This is a genomic window from Ruminiclostridium papyrosolvens C7 (assembly GCF_000421965.1).
GTDB classification, from domain to species: Bacteria; Bacillota; Clostridia; order Acetivibrionales; family DSM-1351; genus Ruminiclostridium; species Ruminiclostridium papyrosolvens_A.
The window spans coordinates 1-21,712 of record NZ_ATAY01000063.1 but is presented as its reverse complement, the minus strand read 5'-3'; the positions used below and the strand labels follow the sequence as shown (position 1 = coordinate 21,712).

Below are 21,712 nucleotides of genomic sequence, written 5' to 3'. Positions count from 1 at the left end.
TACCATGGTAGAAAATAGAAATAGCGTATTAGAGAGGGAGCCTTATACTAATGAGCAATACATTATATTTATATATACTTCAAATATGTGTTTTACTGGCAGTCGCACTATTAATGGGGCAAATATCCAATAAGCTTGTTAACTCAACGGTACTCGGGGAATTATTAGGAGGTATTTTATTAGGACCAACTGTACTAAAGATGGTTTCACCAGATTTGTTTTCGGCTATATTTCCTTCACATACCGTATTACTGCCCGATACTGCAAACTTCATCCAAATAGGAATGTTCTTATTTATGTATGTTGCAGGACTTGAAATTAATTTCAGAATTATATGGAAAAGGAGGAGGCTTATATTTCTAACCAGTTCATTAGGAATAATCATTCCACTATGTCTGGGTATGGTGCTGGCATTGTTTATTCCAATGGAGCAGGGCCACTCTGCACAAATGGAGAGGTGGATATTTGTGGTGTTTATCGGAACAGCTCTATCTATCTCGGCACTGCCTATTATAATTAAGACACTCATGGATTTGAACATATTAAAAACAGAACTGGGCACTGCAATCGTTGGATCTGCAACAATTGATGATCTTATAGGGTGGACAATTTTCTCCTGCCTTATAAGTTTTGTAAATTCGAAGAAAGCTGCACCTATAGCCATTGGTTTATCCATATTAAAAGTTGTTATTTTTATAGTGGTAATGTTCTTAATTGTTCCAAGAATATGCAGAACTGTGATTGCATTTTTCAATAGATTCTTTAAAAATAAAAATGCTTTTATCGGTATTTCTATTGTACTTATATTATTCACAGCCTTTATAGCTGAAATAGCTGGTATACACCCGTTTTTTGCAGTTTTTCTATTAGGTACTGTCTTAAGCAAATATTACAGAATGAGTGGTGCAAGCAACCGTGTAATTATGCATAGATTCGCAACTGAATTTTTTGCACCCCTTTACTTTGTTTCAATCGGACTAAAAGCAAATTTTATAAGTAACTTAAACTTATCTCTTATTATTGCTGTTCTACTTATAGCATGTATAGGAAAAATAGTAGGGGCCTCAGTAGGTGCAGTTTTAGGTGGAATGAACACGAAAGCTGCTGTATGCGTAGGGGTCTGTATGAACTCAAGGGGTGCTGTTGAAATTATTATTGCATCTACGGCTCTTGATTTAAATATGATTACGGAGCAAGTTTTCGTAGCTCTGGTAATAATGGCAATAGTAACTTCTCTTATAAGTACCCCGGTAGTTAAGAGGATACTAAAACTAAATAGTATGTCATTACAAAAAATAAAAAGGGGTGAGACTATAAATTAAAAATTTTTGTAAAAAAAGTAGGCAATAGAATTAATTATCAAAAGAGAGGTTGAAAATATGGGTGATAAAAAATTTACTATACTCGAAAGTAAAAATGCAGTTGATAAATATTTAAAGGAGCAATCCATTAAGCAAGAAAGCTTTTTGCTGGGCTGCTATTCAGTACTTCTACATAAAATGAATGAATTTAACAAATGGACCATACGTGTCAATAAGTCCGGTAAACAATTTATACTTTGTGTATCAGTAAACGATGGCACAAAATTCACTGAGCTTTTGTTGGATATCCAAAACAAAATATCCGGTTGCTGCTGTTGTCAGAGTGAAGGTAACGGGGATGGCGATGAAACTCCATTGTTTTATTACAGCGATAAAGCTTTAAGCACAGCAGAGTTGGAAAAATACCAAGGCAAAAAAGACAGAACTAATACCCTGCATTGTTTCAGCGAAAATAATGAGATTTCTTATTGTTTTAATTTAGATGACAAGGCGGAAACTCTCATGGAAGGCAGATTGCAAAAAATTGTTGATGAATTCCTCAGCAACCCTCAGGTTACAATTGAAAATATCAACATAATCAGTTCTACAGAGGATGAAATTATAAAGAATTTTATGGTCAGTCCAAAAAGGGAAGTTCCGGATATTTGTTTCCATCAGATGTTTGAGCAAAGGGCAATGGAGTACCCGGATAGAACAGCGGTAATATATTCAGACAAAAAATTGACCTATAGGGAGTTAAATGAGAAAGCTAACCAAATGGCACATTATATCCATAAGAAATGTAAGGACACCGAGCGTCTGATAGGAGTTTTTATGGAACGCTCCATAGAGTACATCATTTCAATACTGGGAATAATGAAGTCAGGGAACGGGTATGTTCCTATAGACTCCGATACATTGAATCCCGGACATGAAAACTTTCCTGTTAAAAGACTGGAGTTTATGATACGTGAAACCAATATGCCTCTTATCATTTCTAAAGTTAAATTTCAGTCGTGTATTCCTGCAGATAATAGCCAAATTCTGTATATAGACGACTTTGACATGAGTCTATATGAAAAAGAAAACCTTGACCTGTGTATTACAAAAAATAATATGGCTTACGGAATATACACTTCCGGGTCAACGGGATATCCCAAGCTTACTATTGTAGAACATTTTTCTGTTATGAATCTTTTTACAAACATTGATGCTCATATGTACAAATATATTCCTGAAAAAAATAATGTTGTAGCCTCAGTAAATGCACCATTTGGTTTTGATGCCTCAGTACAGCAACTTGTGGCACTTCTCAAAGGATATAGCATCAGTATAATCCCTGAAAATGTAAGAAATTCTGCCATAGGGTTGATACAGTATATAGCTGATAGTAAAATGAACGTTTTTGATTGTACCCCATCCCAATTAAATCTGCTGCTGAGAGAAAAGCTTCTGGAAAAGTGCAGTGAGGATTTGGACTTGATTCTGGTAGGGGGAGAAGCTATTCCAAATGAAATGTGGGATATGCTCAGAGAAGAGAAAAAAATTAAGATATTTAATGTATACGGACCTACTGAGTGTACGGTAGATTCAACATATTGCCTTATAAACAATAATGACAGTGCTGAACCTCATATAGGAAGGCCTCTGGATAACAACAGCATATATATTCTGGACGACAATATGAAAAACGTACCCGTGGGATGTGTGGGAGAATTGTATATTTCAGGCTATGGAGTAACAAGGGGTTATTATAACCGTCCGGAAATGAACAATGCCCATTTCATTACAAACCCTGAGGTTGATCCAAAGGTAGATAAAATATATAAAACAGGTGACTTAGGCAAATTTCTGGCTAATGGGGACATATATTACATGGGCCGAAAGGATGACCAGGTAAAAATAAGAAGTCACAGAATTGAACTGAATGAAATAATGGAAAATCTGAATAAGCATGACAGTGTAGCTGAATCTCTTGTTATCGTAAATTCGGACTCGGATTATCCAAAATTGATTGCATACCTGATAATGAATAAAAATGCCTCTCTGGATGAGGTGGAAATGAATAAGTTCCTTGCAAAGTATCTTCCTATGTATATGCTCCCCAACAATTATGTAATAGTAGAGCAATGGCCTTTAACTAAAAACGGTAAAATTGACAAGAAAAGACTGCCTGTTCCTTTAGAAAACCGTTTAGAATCAAAGGATATTCAGGATTCTCCAAGCACCGAGCTTGAAATGGCTGTGGCTGAAGTTATGAAAAGAATACTCAAGATAAACAGAATAGGTGTCAATGAAAACTTTATGAGCCTTGGAGGGGACAGCTTGCGGGTAATGACACTCCTTGCCGAAATCTACAATAAATTTAATGTAGAAGTTGACTACAGCGAATTTTTTAACAAGCCCAATATAGCTAACCTGGTAAGTCTTATTAATAGAGAGGGGAGATAACATATATTATGAAGCATGATTGCATAATGATTGGTTTTAATGATGAAAAAATGGATACTATTATCAAGCGTGTTGAGCCGTACAAGGATAAAAGTGCAGCTTATGAACATATGCTTGCAAGGTCGGCGGTAGTCAACGGGAAACGTATGAAGTATTCGGAAATTGTGAGAGAAAGTATTACAAATTCAACCGGAATGCAAAGTGACCTGACAATATACAGAATGCCCAACATGGCTGTACACTACTGTATGCATTATCTTAAAAAACACGGAATGTCGGTAGGTTATGTGAACTATTTTAATGATGGCAGGGAAAAACTAAAATATCTGATTGAAAACTATTCACCAAATTGCATAGGCGTATCCTCTACATGCCATGTTGAGCCTGCACCAATCAGGGAAATTGTGGACTATATCCACTCAATCGACCCATCTATTGTAATTGTGGTGGGCGGTCCGTTTATAAACAGTATCAATTTTGAATATTCAACTCCACAGCAAAACTATTTGCTTCAGAGTATAGGCGCAGATATCTTTATTCATGAGCGTCAGGGGGAGGATACATTATACCAAATATGTACCGAATTAAGGAAGGACAAGCCCGACTTATCCAAAATCCCCAATATTATATACAAGGACGGACATTACAAGAGAACGGTAAAAGTACCTGAAAACATATGTCTGGATGATGATCCTATAAAGGAATTTACTTTTTATGAAAATCATCCTAAACCGCCAGTTTATATGCGCTGTTCCATCAGTTGCAGTTTGTGCTGCTCCTTCTGCAGATATCCAATACTCGGCGGGGAACCCATGTTTATGAAAATAGAGAGTATTGAAAAAAATATGAATTATATTCACTCTCTGGGAGTAAAATCCATAGTTTTTGTTGATGATTCCCTCAATGTACCTCTGGATAGGTTTAAAGACATGCTGAGGATGATGATAAGAAATAAATACAATTTCAAATGGTATTCATTTTTCAGAATATCCCATTCAGATGAAGAAACTTATGAACTAATGGCTAAATCTGGCTGCGGCGGTGTTATTTTGGGCGTAGAGTCCGGCAATGATACCATACGAAAGAATATGGACAAGAGAGTTTCAACCGAACAGCTTGTATGGGGTATCGGACAGTTAAATAAATACGGTATTGTAAGCCATGCATCCTGTATGGTCGGATTTCCTGGCGAAACCGAAAAAACAGCAAGGGACACCATTAAATTTATAGAGGAAGCCAAGCCTACATTTTATGACCTGCAGGTATGGTTCTTTGAAAATGCCGTACCTATATCTAAGGAAAGGGATTATTACAATCTCGAAGGATACGGGTACAGCTGGTCCCATAAGGACATGGATTATGAGACAGCAGGAAAAATCGTTCTGGATGGAATCAGAAACATAAAAAATTCATACTTTATGCCTTCACTTTCCTTTAATCTATGGTCTTTGGCCTATTTCCTGACTCAGGGGACACAAATAAGTGAATTTATGGAGCTTTCAAAAATATTTAAGGATGTGGTAGGGTACAAGGACCATGAAATTGATGACAGGTACAAGGAAAACGTCAACAGAATGCTTAATGTATTCCGGGGAAATCAGGAGTTGGCTAAAAACTTGAAAATGAGAAATAAATAGGGGGAAATATGGATAAGATTATCTTATTTACAGGAATTTATGACCTTTTTGGATTGAGACTCATCAATACCCTTATGGAAAAAAGTCTCGGCCCCGTTTATTGTCTTTCGGGGAAGAAGGAATGGAATACGTTGCTGGAAATAGTAAACAGTATTTCATGTATCCACGAAAGAGAAGATTTAATTCATTCCATGAACAGTATACAGGTTATTTTTGAGGATATTGAAAAATTAAAGGTATATAATTACAAAGAACTTTTCTCAGACAAGGAAATAAGCCTCTGGCATCTGGATAAAGAAGTTTCAATAGTACCAGTTTATGAGTCTCAGATTATAATCAGCAACAAAAAAATCATGGACAATATTCAAGAGCTCTGTGAAAAATACTATGTATCCGATGTGAATTATATAAGTTCCATGTATTCGGCGATGGATGAAAAAGGGGATAATACCTGCACTTTGCTTGGGAAAATACAGACAGCAAACAGGGAATTCCTTACAGAAAGATTTAAGGATACAAATGTCAAGGTAAAAGTGTATCAGACTCCTTTAGCCTTCAGGCAACTCAAAGAAAGTGACTGGATTGAAGCAATAGACCGGTTTATATACAGATTGCTGGAATTCAAACAATGGGTAAATTCCAGAATTCCCAGTTATTTTGATGATAATGCCCTGACTATATTTTCAGGAGATGAATTTACAATTGATATTTCAGGTACCCAGAGTATCATAGATAGGATAGTAGAGCAATACAGGGAAGAGAGCGTAAATACCATTGAATTTCTTCCTGCTGCATGTTCCTGCAGTTTTCAGTTTGATACTCTGGTAAGGGAAATCAGCAGGAATTTAAGTGATATCCGTATTGAAATTACTCATAGTAAAGAGACACTGAATGAAATTGACCTTATATTTGAGCATATCCTGTCATATCATCTCCCGTACCTGAGGCTTCCAATAGATTCTGAAAAAGTCAGGAAGCAAGACCCGGAAGCCGTTAAGCAAAGCTACATGTATATATACGACTACATTGCAGATACATTGAAGATGAGCCTGAATAGAAACTTGCTGCCTCCTTCTGCCGTAAACAAAACCCAAAAAACAATTATATCCCAAAACGGACGTGAATTTACCTATTATACAGCGGGTAAGGGAGAAGCCATAATAATCGTCAATGCTTATGGAGTCAGTCCCGATGCATGGGACCGGGTAATAGAGGAATTATCAAAGAATTACTATGTCATTGTATGGCAGACGCGAGGTATATATCACAAGGATAAACCCAATGAAGATCCAGCGTTTATCTTTGGTGTTGACCATCAGGTTGAAGATATAGAAGAAATCGTTGATAACGAAGGCTTAAAAAGCTTTCATATAATATCCTGGTGCTCCGGCATAAAATCTGCAATGATGTATTACCAAAAGCATAAGGAAATGATAAAATCCCATATCTTGCTGGCAGGTGAATATGCACCTTACGAGGGAAGTAAAGCACACCATTCCAAATTCAGAGAGAATATACAGCTGATTGCGAAACTCGTAAGCGATAATGAAAAGATGCTGGATTTCTATATGCGCATTATCCATAACGGCATGTTCAATAAACCAATTAAACAATACTCCGGCGAGAATGATAAATATATATATGAAGTTATGCCCGAAAGGCACAGGGATATTCTTCTCGAGCCGTTTACCTCTAAAGAAAAGATGGTGAACTTTCTGAATATGTGCATGGAGTATTACCTCCATGACATTACAGACCTTCTGACCGAAGTTGATAAACCTGTTTTGTTCATTTCTGCAGAGTGTGATCAAATAGCACCGTACAAGCAGTCCGAATGGGCCCACACCCGGGTTAAGAATTCAAATTACACTTGTTTGCCCGGTGCCACGCACCTGATGATTCTGGAAAGGCCGGAGGACGTACTGGAAAGAATTGAGCAGCATATGAAGTACTATTCTAAAAATATTATCTCAAAAAAGTAAAAATAGAAAGTGAGGGGAGAGTATGGACAAAAAGAAAATCATTAAGGATTTCCTACTTGATACTGTTATTAAGGAAGTGGATACGATTACTGATGAGCAGCAATTGATAGATAGTGGGTTAATCGATTCTATCAGTATCGTTAATGTTATTCTGTTTTTGGAAAAGCAATTCAAAATTTCATTTAGCGAAGAAGATATGCTGCCTGAAAATTTTGAAACGCTGAATGCAATGGTCGATACAGTTGAAAAGAAAAGTAAGGCTTAATTCAAATCTAGTAAAGATGAAGGGTGATAAGTATGAAAAAACGTATAAAGACCTTGCTCCTGAGTGTGCTAACCGAAAAAAATGCAATAATTACTGAGGAAATAGGCATATGTTCAATTGCAGCATACCTGAGGAAAGAAAATTTTGATGTTGAGCTTATTAATTCCAGCAGAAAATATCTTGATCTTGAACGTATCTACGAAATGAAGCCGGATTTGATAGGTCTGCCAGTGTATTCTACAACAGAAAAGGTTGTTTATGAGGTATGCAAAAAAATTAAGGAAAAAGTACCAAATGCAAAGATTTGCTTTGGAGCATACTGGCCTACCCTGTGCGGAGACATCCTTATGGAGAAATACCCTTTGGTGGATTTCATCATAAAGGGAGAAGGTGAAATAGTTTTCAAAAATCTGGTAACTGCAATGGAGAATGAAAGCGGCTTCAGTAATGTAAAGGGCTTGTTATACAGGGACGGTGATAAAATCATCGAAAATGAGAGGGAAGCACTTATAGAGGATTTGGACTCATTGCCATTTCCTGAAAGAGATCTTCTCAGGAATAACATGCTGAAGTATGCCTATATTTCTACCAGCCGTGGATGTAAAGCAAACTGCAGCTTTTGCTGGCATAACGAGTTCTGGGGAACCAATGGCAGAAACCAGTGGAGAGGAAGAAGTCCTGAAAATGTAGTGAAGGAAGTCAAGCAAATTGTTGACGAATATAATGTAAACAGGTTCTGGTTCATTGATGACAGCTTTGAGGATTGCAACAAGTCCTGTCCCAACAGAATGTGGGAAATAGCTGAAAAAATAATTAAAAACAATTTACATATATCCTATGAAACATATTTCAGAGCAGAGGTCTACAAGCAGTTTGACGAAAAGAAAATGAAGCTTTTAAAGGATTCCGGTTTTGTGGGTACTATTTTTGGAATAGAGTCGGGAAATGCGGAGGATTTGAAACTTTATAACAAACCTGCAACCGCCGAAGACAACTATAATACCATCAAATATTTCAGAGATAATGATATAGCAATTGATATCGGCTTCATAAACTTTAATCCTTATTCAACTATAAAAAGACTTAGTGAAAATGTAGATTATCTTGAAAAGACCTGCTTTGCATCAGTACTTTACTATCTTGTGGAAAGATGCGGAATAACCAAATTCTCTAATATTTATTACAAGGTAAAAGAGGACGGATTACTCATAAAAGATGACATTGACAGTTGCCATTCATACAGATATGTGGATGAAGATGTAGGAAAACTTTCGGTTTATTTATATTTCAAGTATCACGAAAATGAAAATTCAAAAGAGTACTTTTATTCTAAAAAAATAGGAAGCTACATCCGTGAGGAATTTAAGCTTTTAAACCATATAAAACGTCAATTTCCTGAATTCCTCAGCACAATAAAAGCTCACGAAGATTATGCATGGGAAGTTTTGCACAGGGTTAACAAGAACAATGCAAAGTGTTTCAGGGAGCTGATTTCAATGACTGAAGGCGGATGGAATAAGGACAAGGCTGACAGGATAACAGAAGAATACTGGAACCTCAAGTATTTCAAGAGTACCAGTGACGATCTTGAAAAGAATCGTTTGTCGCTTTACTTGAAACTGAATAAAGCAGGCATTGAACCGAAACAATACTTTAACATTTAAGGGAGAAGTAACACAGTTATGTTGCTACATGTAGATTTGTTCGTCCACTCCATGGAAAGGTCACTAGATTTTTATGTAAACAAATTAGGAATGGAAGTAGTAGACGATACCCAAATCGATGGAGAACTGGTAGATTTCGTATCAAATGGTGCCTATCACCGCTACAGGCTGGTGCTGCTAAAGGTGTCACACACCGGTTCCATGATTGAACTTATGGAATACATGAATGAGGACGGAAGCAGAATTTATGAGGAGATGGCACCATCTCCGGTAAATTTCACAATCCTGGTCAATTCTTTGGAAAGAAAGATGGAAAAACTTTTTAATTATGGGATTAAACCTATAAGTAAAGTATTTTCTGTTGACACTCCGAAATTTGGGAAAACAAAAATAGTTTTTTATGAGGATCCGGATAAAAACGTTATTGAATTATTACAAATGGAACCTTGCTTAAAGTAAGTAATTTAAAATACATCAGACAATAACCTTACACAGGTTGAAAGGAGAGGTCAAAAGTGGAATTAAGGACCGAAGTGAATTTTTTTGATAACAAATTTTTGATGTTTGTTTTGGACCAAATGGCATATGAGCTGGATAAACAAAACCCGGATAATAAGGTAATCCGAATGACTTTAGGAAAATCAGAATTACCTTTACACCCTGATATCATTAAAAGCATGCAGGATGCAACAGGAGATTTCAGCAAGAGCTCACTTGTATTCCCAGGAGGCTTGCCAGAGCTCAAGGAAAAGCTCTCTTCCTATTATAAGGAGCAGTATGGTGTAGATATCAGTCCTAATAATTTTATTATCAGTACAGGTACCAGTGCAATTTTTAGAAATCTGTTTTATATACTATCCCAAAAGGGTGATGAGGTGTTACTTCCTACCCCATATTATTCCTTATACAGATTTTCGGCACTACTCTCCGGGGCTGACATAAAGTACTACAGAATTGATCCCGGCACCATGAGACTGGACATAGACTCCTTCAGAGAGAACTTTACAGAGAAGACCAAAATTGTAGTCATAAATACACCCGGTAATCCCCTTGGAAATGTACTGACCGATGAAGAACTGTACGAGATTGACAGGATTGTTGACGGTAAAGCGGTAATTATCAACGATGAGATCTATTCCAATACATATTTTGACGAAAAAAACAAATCAGTAATGCAACTGAAAGATACAAAATCTGTTTTCATTACAACCAATGCATTCTCAAAAGCGTATCGCATGTACAGCAAGAGGGTAGGATACTGTATCGTACCCGACGAATTGGTGGATCCCCTTACTGTTATACAGCATCATACATTGCTGACGGTTGATCCCGTGGTTCAATATGGTGCGTTGACAGCCCTTGATTATCCGGAAGAGGTTGAGAAGCTTGTGGAGCTTTACAGGGATAGACGAAATTATACCGTGGAAAAATTCCGTAACAACCAGCTGGTAAAAGTAATAAATTCAGAAGGTGGATTTTATATTACATTGGAATGTAAGGATTTCATGGATAAATACAACTATAAAGACAGTTTTGAACTGGCAAAAAGAATCATAGAAACCAAACGCGTAGCAACAGTCCCGGGTTCTGATTTTGGTCTGCCTACCACACTAAGGCTCTCATTCTCAACCGGCAGGTATAAGGAAGGAATAGATTTGCTGGTGGATTTTTTTAATGGGGGAGCGGCATAACAGTTATGGAGAAAATGGATATATATAACCGGATAAACGACACTGAAAAGGCGTACCCCAAAAATACAACCGTCCATGAACTGATTTCGGCACAGTCAAGGCTTAACCCTGAAAATTCAGCAGTTACTGATTACGGTAGGGAAATGACCTATGAGGAACTTGAAAAGTGGTCGGACTATGTTGCAAACATATTGCTGGAAAGCGGCGTAGAAGCAGGACAGCCAATTGCCGTCCTGCTGGACAGGAGTATCGAACTCATCGTCTCGGCTGTTGCCATATTGAAGTGCGGTGCAGTTTATGTTCCAATTGACACTTCATATCCTGAACTCAGGATTAGGTACATATTGGAGGACACTTCATGCAAGGCGGTTATCCTGCCTTTGACAGGTCATACTTTACCCGAAGGCATCAACATGGATGATACTATAATCCTGTATATAGATCAGGTCATGGATTCGTTTCAATACTCGTCAACATCAGGCAGGAAGCACACCAGAACCTTTGATTTGGTTAACAGGAGGTCGGTGAAAGAGGATGATTTGGCTTATATTCTTTATACTTCAGGTACCACCGGAAAGCCAAAAGGGGTTATGGTAACCCATAAGGCTGTCCTGAATACCTTGTTCTGGATGAGCGAAAAATTTGAAATAGGTTCCGGAGATATTATAGCCCATAAAACATCCATTAGTTTTACAGATTCTATTTGGGAAATATTCTGGCCACTGATGAACGGTGCGGAAATATCAATTATAAAGGATTGGGATGTAAAGGATCAGAAAAGATTATACTACAGGCTTAAGGAAAATGACGTCAGCATTACACAATTCGTACCATCCATCCTCAAGGTTTTTCTAGACTTTGTTGAAGGAAACATGATACAAAATCCTTTACCCAGACTTAAATGGATATTTAATGGAGGAGAGCATATCACCGCTCAACTGGCCGGAAGATGGAACAGACTGTTTCGTACGGCGAAAATTGCAAACATTTACGGTATGACGGAATCTGCCATCTATGCAACCTGTAACATCATAGAAAAGCAGTTGGCTCAGGGACAGGATTCCATTTCCATAGGAAAACCCATTGCCAATACCAAAGTGTACATACTCAATAGCGAAAATAAATTGTGTGATATAAATGAAAAAGGTGAGATATGTATAAGTGGTGCAGGCCTGGCGAACGGATATTGGAATAAACCTGACCTGACAAAAGACCAATTTGACTGCTTTGTCATAGAAACCCAAACCCTGTACAGGACAGGGGACATCGGGGCATTAGGCAGAGACGGTAATATTGCTTACTTTGGCAGAATGGACAACCAGGTAAAAATCCGGGGAAGCAGAGTTGAAATCAGTGAAGTCGAAAAGAACATACTGCTGTTTGATGGTGTTGACGAAGCGGCTGTTATTCATAAGAAGGACCATTTAGGTGAAAATATACTGGTTTGCTTCCTGACGAATCAAGAGGTGGATATCCCACAAATAAAAGCCTTTTTGAGCAAGTCCCTTCCGGTTTACATGATCCCTCAGCAGTTTGTTCTTATAGACAATTTACCTCTGACTGTGAATAACAAAGTGGACAGAGAAAAATTAAGAAGTTTTAGAGTAAACCAACAGAGTACCCGGACAAACAATAGCAGTGATGTATTAGTAAATAAGATTAATAGTATATGGGAACAACTGCTTAACCTGGAAACTATAAATCCGGATGAAGATTTCTTGGATATCGGGGGCAATTCCATAATTGCTGCAATGATGCAGATATCTCTGGAGAAGATTGGCATAGCCCTTGAACAGGATGCAATTTACGCCAATAACACAATTAATAAACTAGTTGAATACATAAGGAAGAATAATTTGTATGAAAGAGTTGACAGCATCAAGAAAACTGACTGATATTATGCCGTTTAATGAAGTTTACTACAAAGATTGCTTCTATAATTGCTTATTTTCAATAGTTAAATATTTTCAAGGTGAGGTCATGAGATTTTTTCTCAATGATATCATTTTGTACAGACATTCCCCCTATAACCGGTTACAGGCGGATGTGGAATATGTTCCCATCCAGCCGGTAACCCGGCTTCTGAATGATATGAATATTGAATTATTTGAATGTAAGGAATACGGAAATATTGTATACGGCATACGGGAGGCATTGAGCAAAGGTATGCCCGTAATAGTGAAGGTAGACTGCTTTTATGAGCCTATGAGACCTGATTTATACGGTACGGAACATCTGGACCACAACCTGTTGGTATATGGCTACGATGACACAGAGCAAACCTTTAATATTTTTGAGCACAAAAACAAAAACAGCTTGAGGTATAAGCCTGAAACCATATCATATGACTGTATTCAGGAGGCTAGTGACGGGTATTACCAACACTTTGGACATTTAAAGGAGCCTGCATACATAAAGTTTTGCAAATCAGTACTACGGGAAGAAAAAAATAAGCATCCCCTGAAATCCTATGTGTCCAGATATGCAGCACGGTATCTGGAGAACCGGGCTGAAGTCATAAAAGGCATGGAACATTTGCTAAGTATGAAAAATAATCTTGTAGAGGCTATGCGAAATCGGGATCTCCTTGAGCAACATGCAGATGAAATACTTGAATCACTTATGGAGGTTATTGCTGCAAAGAAACTAGAGCAATACAGGATAAACTGTTTTTTCAAAGACAAAGAATTGGAAAATACCATACAGGATATAGTGAACGGCTGGACTTTTGTCCGTCTGTCAATTCTCAGCTACAAGTACTCAGGGGAATATATCGACGAAAAACTCAGCAATGCCATCAGCGTTATGGAAAAGCTGTGCGGAGACGAAAGAAAAATGATTGACTTACTGATTAATAGCTCATATAAGGCGATGGTGTAAATTAAGGAGGGAACAAAATGACCGCTAATGAGGTAAAAAACAGAGTAATGAAAATACTTAACGAGAGGCTTGAGTTAAATATAACCGACGACAGTAAATTTGATGATTTTCTGGCAAATGTGGGAATAACTTCGATGACTTTTATCAAGCTTTTGGTCGAGATAGAGACTGAGTTTGGAATTGAGTTTGAGACAGGTTATTTAGATATTAAAAAGTTTGAGAGTATTAGAACAATTATTTCATATATTGAAGAATTATTAAACAGATAGAGGTGTCCATATGAGGTTTGAAATTTCAACTGTAAAAAGCCGTCCTGATTTAGCGGAGCAGATACAAAAATTGTATGCCGGTGCTTTTCCTAAATTTATGGATGCTGAACGAGTAATGAGAACGTATTGGAAATTCGTCGAAGAGGAATTTTCCGATCATCAGATTTTATTTACATCAGAAGATAAAGTGATAGCCATAGCTAATTCGGGAGCCTTCAGCTTTGACGGTGAAAATACGGAGCTGGATGAAGGCGGGATTTATTGGGGGCTAAGAAAAATAGCTAATGATCTTTATAAAAATAAAAAGCCTAATGCTTTTATGGCTTTGCAGATAACCATTAACCCCGAGTATAAAGGCAAAGGACTGAGCTACATCTGTGTTAAGGAACTGATTCGTCTGGGAAAGGAAAAGGGATATAAAAGGTTGTTCATTCCAATTCGACCTTCTGCTAAATTTAAGTATCCCCTAATGGATAGTGAGAAATACTTCAATTGGACAAATGAGGAGGGGTTGCCCTTTGACCCGTGGATAAGAGTGCACGTAAAGCTTGGCGCAGCCATGGTTAAGCAGTGCAAGGGAATTTCCGTATCAGGAACCATTGAGGAATGGGAGAACTGGACCGGGTTAAAATTTCCATATTCAGGCGAGTATATTGTTCCCGGTGCATTGAGACCGATAAAAGTTGATATCGATAAAGGTACAGTTGAATATTCACAGGAAAATCTATGGCTTGTTCATGATCTTACCAGAGACACGGTAGGATTGTAAGGATGGAGATAACAATGCAAAATAATCTGAGGATAATAAAGGGCCTGCATTACCATGACTTATCTTTATTAAAAAAGGACGTTTCAGGATATGTAAGTAAAAATTGCAATATAAAAAAAGCAAGCAAGGTTGCAGTAAAAATCAACCTTGTGGGTCCGTTTCACCCTCAGAAAGCAGCAACGACTCATCCCGGGGTGGTACGTTTGTTGGTTGAAGCACTACTGCCTTTGGGCTGTGATATAGTCCTTTGCGAAGATATATCTGACGAAAATGTGTTGGAAGTAACAGGTATTAAGGAAATAATGGATGAATACAACCTGAAATTTTACAATTTACGGGACTACGGTTATGAGACTGTTGTAGTGGAAGGAATGGAATATACGTATTCATCGCTGATAAAATCCTGCGATATAGTTATTTCTGTACCCAAATATAAGAATCATATGCTTACTGATTTTACAGGAGCAATAAAAAACATGTATGGATGTATATCCAGAAAGCAAAGAAAGGAACTGCACAAGTTCATTGATGCTGATGATTTTGCCAATATTATTTGCTCTATCTACTCAATACGTATTCCTGATTTGATTATAATGGATGCAATAGTATGTATGGAGGGAATGGGGCCGTCCTTGGGAGAACCCAGATACCTTGGATATCTGGTACTAAGTACCGATGGCGTTTTTGCTGACTATTATATGTGTAATCTGGTAGGATATGAAACGGAAACTCTTCAGGTACTTCAATCTGCTTTTCAAAGTGAAATGGCAAAATCCAAGATAGATGAACTGGAATTGATAGGCGGTGGATTTCAGGACAAAGAAGAGAGTTTTAACAGAGTACCTGTTTATAAAGGAAAGTACAGAAAAAAGTATATGGATATGCTGAAACGGACCTACAAAGTTGATGAAAGCTTATGTGTTAGATGCGGTTTATGTGTTGACGCCTGTCCCTTTCATGCAATTACTTTGAGAAAAGTACCGGAATTTGACCGGGATAAATGTGCACTGTGCACATGCTGCATGGAATTATGCCCGACTAATGCGATAAATTACAAAAAGTAGGAGGGGTGAAGGTGCTAATTAATGATTTTTACAACTTTAAACATAGTTATAATAGAGCATTTGATGTTCTTTGCTTTCATAATGCAGTAAGACAGGTTTTAGAGTATTATGGAGTGGAAAAAGCCATTTTTTTTATTAATAGTGCCCTTAATATTGTTATAAATGATGTTGATTCGGATATTCCGGATTTTACGCTGGGTTTAAGTGATAATGCTACAGTTTTACCAAGCCATAATCATAAGGTTACCTGTTATAACATAAATGATTTTAAAGATTTTGAGAGTTTATATGAAGACAATAAAAGGAGAGTTCACTCAGGGACACCAATCATTACGGCTGTTGACACCTTTTATCTGAATTATTCTATCAATTATCAGAAGTCACATAATTTACATGCCAATATATTCTGCGGTTATGATGAAAATTCAGACAGGATAAATATCGTTGATTGGTTTTCTCCCTGGTTTTTTAAAGGACATATAACTTACGATGAATTCATTCTTGCCCGAAAATCAAACAATCCCTCAGGTGAAGGATTGTTTGCAGGCTATCCGACCAACTGCAAATTTATTGAAATACAAAGTGGAAACTGGAATGCAGAAATTGATTCTTTACTTTACGAAACAATTGAATTGACCTTGCAAAAAAGCAATTCCCCGAAAAGTGGGCTTTGCGGACTGAATCATGTACTGAATATAATTAAAGCAAATTCAGGACTTGATAGTAATAAAAAAATTACCTTTCTGAAAGGTTTGTTCAATAAATTTTACATCATTAAAAACGGGCTTGATTTTTCACAGTTATATCTTCAGCTAAGCTATGATGAATTGAAATTACCTGCTTTGAAAGACATTATTAATTGTCTGGAAAGCATTAAAAATCATCTCCTTATTTTATCTCCTTTAATACTAAAAACCTCCTATACAAATTCAGAACCAATGTATGAAAAGATAATTATTAGAGTATCTGAAATTATACATGAATTTGAAAATTTTTTAGAGAGTATGGTTTCCCTGAAGGAAGCTTTATAAAACTTTGAAAGGGAGTATGCCAAGCATGAGAAGGAATAATTCACATTCAATGGTTTCCAGAATCAGACAGCTGCTGCAACAGATACAGCCGTGGCATAAAACAAAAAATAACGAATACAGATTAATTTATGAATTAATCGAAGAACAGGTAGAAAAGACTCCAAATGCTATAGCCGTGGAATTAAAAGGCAGTTATCTCACCTATCGGGAACTGAATAGCAGGTCAAATCAACTGGCCTGGAAAATCAGGAAAATGGGGGTTCAACCAAACGATATCGTTTGTATTATGGTAAAAAGGTCACTGCAGATGTTTGTGGCTCTTTTAGGGGTATTAAAGGCGGGAGCGGCTTTTCTGCCTGTTGACCCTGATTTCCCGGAAGAACGGATAGTCTATATGGTTGAAGACAGTAATGCAAAGGTTATAATATCGGATGCTGAAATGGAATATAGATTTCTTTCATTTAAGGATAAAGTAATTTGCGTTGATGAACCGGATATATACGACCATGATACTTCAAATCTGAATAAAGTTGCAAAAGCATCTGATCTTGCTTATGTGATTTATACGTCCGGCTCTACAGGTAAACCTAAAGGTGTAATGATTGAACATAAATCTGTAGTTAACTTGTTATATGGTATATCAGACAGAATTCCTTTAAGTGAGCATAACGTGATATTGGCACTTACCACTATTTCCTTTGACATATTTATACTGGAAACATTAATTCCCTTGGCACTGGGGCTGAGAGTAGCCATTGCCGATGAGAACGACCAGAAAAACCCCAAGTCTCTGTGCAACCTCATTATGAAAAGCAGTGCAGATATTCTTCAAATCACTCCATCCAGACTGCAGATGCTGATTAATCACAACAAAAATCTGGAGTGCCTGAAGAATCTGAAAGTCGTTATGATTGGCGGAGAACCTCTTTCGGAAGTGCTGCTTGAACAAGTAAAAGGCTATACAAATGCCAGAATATTTAATATGTACGGGCCTACGGAGACTACAGTCTGGTCAACAGTAGCTGATTTAACTCAGAGAAACAGTGTTGACATAGGAATGCCAATACGCAATACGCAAATATATATAATTAACGAAAACAGTAAACCTGTTACAGGTGGTGCGGAGGGCGAACTTTGTATCGGTGGAGACGGCCTTTCAAGAGGATACCTTAACAGACCTGAATTAACAGCTCAAAAATTCATAACGGATTTGTCTGCTTTCCATGAAAAAATATACAGAACAGGCGACCTTGCGAGATGGCTTGAAAATGGCAATATTGAGTGTCTGGGAAGAATTGATAATCAAGTAAAAATCAGAGGCTATAGGATAGAACTTGAGGAAATTGAAAACTGTATTTTAAAATTTGGTGCCGTTAAGCAGGCGGTTGTTACTGCAATAGATGGAAAAGAAAGTATTAAATATCTGTGTGCATACTTTGTATCTGATGATGAAATATCGGTATCTGATTTACGGGAACATCTGGTAAAGTCTTTGCCCAATTATATGCTGCCGGCTTATTTTATTAGGATAGACAGCATACCCCAAACCCTCAACGGAAAAATAGATAGAAAGGCTTTGCCTCCTCCAGGGCTGATTTCAGAGCAATCAAATCAAAAAAACCATCAAAATGCGGAAACTCTAAAATCTGAAGATATAGAGCTTAAAATAAAAGAAATGATCAGGGACACTGTGGATGGAATTACTGCCATAGAACAAATAGATGTAAACAATCAGCTGACTGAAGTTGGAATCAATTCAATTACTTATATCAAAATTGTCGTCTTAATAGAAGGGCAGTTTAACTTTGAATTTGGGGAAGCGGAGTTGAATAATGGTAGATTTTCTATAATCAAGGAATTGATTGACTATGTGGAAAGCATGATAAAAAACTAAATTTATAAGGAGGGGTGGCTATGTCACTTGAAAATATTTTTTATAATAAATTATCAGAAAAAATCGGGACTAAATCAAAATATGATTGTCTCGTACTGTTCAGCGGAGGAAAGGATAGTACATATTTGGCCCATCTCATTAAACAGGTAAAGGGTGAAAGAGTTTGTCTGTTTACTGTAGATAATAGTTTTGAGGATGATATTCAGGCAAAAAAAGTTGCAGAGCAATTAAATCTTGACCTTTTTATATACAAGCCAAAGGTAAAAGATATATTAAAATTTTATAATTTTTTGTTAACCGACCCTGTTATAAAAGATCTGGATGATAATCCTTTGTGTTATATATGTAACCGTTATTTTACCTCATTGGGGATGCATTTTGCAGACAAATTGGGTATTCCTTTTGTGGCAAGCGGTACAACCGCAGCACAAATTTTTGGAACAAAGGCACAAATGTCCGAACGCATGATAGACATAGCAGAGGAGATGTTGAAAGCAAGGTTTGAGAAAACCTACGATACTATAAAAACCTCTGAACGATACAAAACAGATACAGATGTAAAAGATATAATAGACAAGACGTTTATTTGTCCTGAAGGTGTTTCTGTTATCCATCCCTTCTTGTATTTCGGTTACAATATTTCTCAAATAAAAAAGGAACTTGAAGCAGAGTATCAATGGGAAAACCCCACACCCGGTGTATCTAATGTAGAGTACACTACATCAGGCTGCAAACTGACCCGTCTTTTTGGAATATTTAAAGAAAAACTGGGTTTTAAGTTCCATGAATTAAATGAATTTAAACTGGATTATGAAAACGGGAGCCTAACCAAGGAAGAATTTGAACATGCCACAAGTTATTTTAAAGATATGATTTCAAAGGAACTGGATTGTGAAATGAAATGTATTGTTGAAAAACTTGGGCTAAACGGGCAATTACTGTAATACTAATTGAATTCGACTTGGTTTGTTGGTATAATTTTGATAATTATGGAAATATCGTAAAAATTAGGAGAAACTTATGGAAGAAGAAAAGGTCAATCATTTTAAATTGTACTTATGGTGCTTTACATTTTTAAAAAAGTACACTTTTTTTGTAATTGCATATTTTGTACTTGTTGCAATTCAGGAAACCTGTTTTATACTGTTGCCAAAACAAATCCAGAAATTTATTGACGTTGTTGCTATCAGTAAGGATTTTTCCATTGTTGCAAAGCTTGTGACATATACTATATTGATTGTGGCTGTGATAATAATTGTCCGTCTTTTACACGGGTTATGCGGGATGGTTTTTTGCGAGAAGGGAACAAAGGTTATACAATATGCGGTTATAGACAAGGCAAGGGATCTGGGCTATGATTATTTTGAAAAAACGCCAAGAGGAGATTTCTTGGCTAAGACCTATCAAAATGTATTGTCCGTTTACTTTTTGTATTATGATTTTATTCCAAATACAATGCGGTTATTGTGTGCCTTCACACTTCCGCTGATAATGATTATACTAAGTAAAAATATATATTTTATTGCAACAGTTTTAATTTGCTGTCTTTGTGTGGCGGCTGTAACTTTGGTATCCAGCAGGCGCATATATGCCAGGAATATGGAGATAAGAGACATTACAAATTTGCATTATAAGAAGGTCTATGATTGCATTGAATCAGTAAGAGATGTTCGGGGATACAACTCCGGAAGCTGGATTTCCAAAGGGGTTGTTTCTGAGCTTGGTAACCTCAACAGCAAGAAACTTAGAAATCTGGGGCTGGAACAAAGGATATTGAATTATGTAAATTTTTTCCAAGCAATAGCAATCGGAACTTATTTTATTTTAGGAATAAATAATGCAGACGGAAATTTCTTTTCAGTTGGTAATATAGTTGCCTATTATGCATATGTATCCATGTCCATTAATGCATTGTCCAAACTTACAAATTTATTGATTAACCAGAACAAAAATCTGACCGATGCTGAAAAGCCTTATACTTTCATGCATATTGAACCTACTGTTAAAGAAAGTAAAAATCCTACTAATAATAGGATTAGGGGAAATATAACCTTTAAAAATGTGGGTTTTAACTACGAAAATCAAGATAGTATTCTAAAAAATGTCACTACAAATATTGCTGCAGGTGAAAAAGTTGTAATAGTAGGTGGAAGCGGCAACGGTAAAACAACAATTCTCAAACTCCTGCTTAGATGCTATGACTGCTGTGAGGGTGAAATACTGATAGATGGCATATCCATAAAAGATTACAGGTTTAATGACCTTCGCAGCTCTTTTGGTATTGTATTCCAAGAAATGTTTCTTTTTTCTGAAACCATAAGGGAAAACCTGAAATTTGCAAAGCCGGATGCTGTCGAAGAGGAATTCACCAAAGCTGTTAAATTGGCAGAAGCACATGAATTTATTGAAAATATGAAAGACGGTTATGATACTATGTTGGGAAGCAGGGGAGAAAATCTGTCGGGAGGTCAAAGACAGCGATTATCAATTGCCAGAGTCATACTTAAGGCTCCTCAAATCTATTTGCTGGACGAAATTACATCTGATTTGGATTCCATTACGGAAGCAAAGGTTATGAACAATCTTTTTGATATATCTGACGGCAAAACAATGCTTATGGTTTCACATCGGCTTTCAGTAATAAAACAATTCAGCAGAATACTTGTATTAAATGAAGGCAGGATTGTTGAAGACGGTAATTTCAACAGCTTATTTAAAGAAGGTACATGCTTTTATAATCTTGTGAAAAAAGGGGTAATAGGCGGTGATGAATAAAGTTTTTTCCAGTTTGTCCTGGGTACTGTCTAAAATAGA

At 36.8% G+C, this 21,712-nt stretch carries 17 protein-coding genes; all 17 read left to right on the top strand.

Translation table 11 applies throughout. The features are described from left to right. Positions 1-50 precede the first annotated feature (50 nt). Positions 51-1,322: a cation:proton antiporter gene (locus L323_RS33250; RefSeq protein ID WP_020815983.1), complete on the top strand. Its 1,272-nt coding sequence runs from the start codon at positions 51-53 to the stop codon at positions 1,320-1,322. Positions 1,323-1,379: 57 nt separating this feature from the next. Then, entirely contained in the window at positions 1,380-3,752 is a 2,373-nt protein-coding gene (locus tag L323_RS33245; protein ID WP_020815982.1) for a non-ribosomal peptide synthetase, read from the top strand. Positions 3,753-3,760: 8 nt separating this feature from the next. Then, positions 3,761-5,389 (top strand): PhpK family radical SAM P-methyltransferase, encoded by a 1,629-nt coding sequence (locus L323_RS33240; RefSeq protein ID WP_020815981.1) that lies wholly within the window; start codon positions 3,761-3,763, stop codon positions 5,387-5,389. An 8-nt stretch (positions 5,390-5,397) separates the two neighbouring features. Beyond that, the gene (locus L323_RS33235) at positions 5,398-7,371 is read left to right on the top strand and encodes an alpha/beta fold hydrolase (protein WP_020815980.1); all 1,974 of its coding nucleotides are present in this window, start codon (positions 5,398-5,400) and stop codon (positions 7,369-7,371) included. A 22-nt stretch (positions 7,372-7,393) separates the two neighbouring features. Further along, positions 7,394-7,636, top strand: coding sequence for an acyl carrier protein (locus tag L323_RS33230; RefSeq protein WP_020815979.1), 243 nt, complete (start codon positions 7,394-7,396; stop codon positions 7,634-7,636). A gap of 32 nt (positions 7,637-7,668) precedes the next feature. Beyond that, complete coding sequence (locus L323_RS33225) at positions 7,669-9,300, top strand: B12-binding domain-containing radical SAM protein (RefSeq protein ID WP_020815978.1); 1,632 nt, start codon at positions 7,669-7,671, stop codon at positions 9,298-9,300. Between the two features lie 18 nt (positions 9,301-9,318). Next, positions 9,319-9,759, top strand: coding sequence for a VOC family protein (locus tag L323_RS33220; protein WP_020815977.1), 441 nt, complete (start codon positions 9,319-9,321; stop codon positions 9,757-9,759). 56 nt (positions 9,760-9,815) lie between these two features. Continuing rightward, positions 9,816-10,991, top strand: coding sequence for a pyridoxal phosphate-dependent aminotransferase (locus tag L323_RS33215; RefSeq protein ID WP_020815976.1), 1,176 nt, complete (start codon positions 9,816-9,818; stop codon positions 10,989-10,991). A 5-nt stretch (positions 10,992-10,996) separates the two neighbouring features. Beyond that, complete coding sequence (locus L323_RS33210; RefSeq protein ID WP_020815975.1) at positions 10,997-12,886, top strand: non-ribosomal peptide synthetase; 1,890 nt, start codon at positions 10,997-10,999, stop codon at positions 12,884-12,886. Further along, on the top strand, positions 12,852-13,871 hold the full coding sequence (locus L323_RS33205; RefSeq protein ID WP_020815974.1) for a BtrH N-terminal domain-containing protein: 1,020 nt from the start codon (positions 12,852-12,854) through the stop codon (positions 13,869-13,871). Before L323_RS33210 ends, L323_RS33205 begins: the two co-directional genes overlap by 35 nt. 17 nt (positions 13,872-13,888) lie before the next feature. Continuing rightward, positions 13,889-14,140, top strand: a complete 252-nt coding sequence (locus tag L323_RS33200) for an acyl carrier protein (protein ID WP_020815973.1) — start codon at positions 13,889-13,891, stop codon at positions 14,138-14,140. 10 nt (positions 14,141-14,150) lie between these two features. Further along, the gene (locus tag L323_RS33195) at positions 14,151-14,909 is read left to right on the top strand and encodes a hypothetical protein (protein WP_020815972.1); all 759 of its coding nucleotides are present in this window, start codon (positions 14,151-14,153) and stop codon (positions 14,907-14,909) included. 14 nt (positions 14,910-14,923) lie between these two features. Next, positions 14,924-15,973 carry a DUF362 domain-containing protein gene (locus tag L323_RS33190; RefSeq protein WP_020815971.1) on the top strand — a complete coding sequence of 350 codons (1,050 nt, stop codon included), beginning with the start codon at positions 14,924-14,926 and terminating at the stop codon, positions 15,971-15,973. Between the two features lie 11 nt (positions 15,974-15,984). Then, positions 15,985-17,004: a BtrH N-terminal domain-containing protein gene (locus tag L323_RS33185; RefSeq protein WP_020815970.1), complete on the top strand. Its 1,020-nt coding sequence runs from the start codon at positions 15,985-15,987 to the stop codon at positions 17,002-17,004. A gap of 25 nt (positions 17,005-17,029) precedes the next feature. Beyond that, positions 17,030-18,898 (top strand): non-ribosomal peptide synthetase, encoded by a 1,869-nt coding sequence (locus tag L323_RS33180; protein WP_020815969.1) that lies wholly within the window; start codon positions 17,030-17,032, stop codon positions 18,896-18,898. Positions 18,899-18,918: 20 nt separating this feature from the next. Then, positions 18,919-19,842 carry an asparagine synthase-related protein gene (locus L323_RS33175; RefSeq protein ID WP_020815968.1) on the top strand — a complete coding sequence of 308 codons (924 nt, stop codon included), beginning with the start codon at positions 18,919-18,921 and terminating at the stop codon, positions 19,840-19,842. A gap of 76 nt (positions 19,843-19,918) precedes the next feature. After that, positions 19,919-21,673 carry an ABC transporter ATP-binding protein gene (locus tag L323_RS33170; protein ID WP_020815967.1) on the top strand — a complete coding sequence of 585 codons (1,755 nt, stop codon included), beginning with the start codon at positions 19,919-19,921 and terminating at the stop codon, positions 21,671-21,673. The last annotated feature ends 39 nt before the right edge of the window (positions 21,674-21,712 follow it).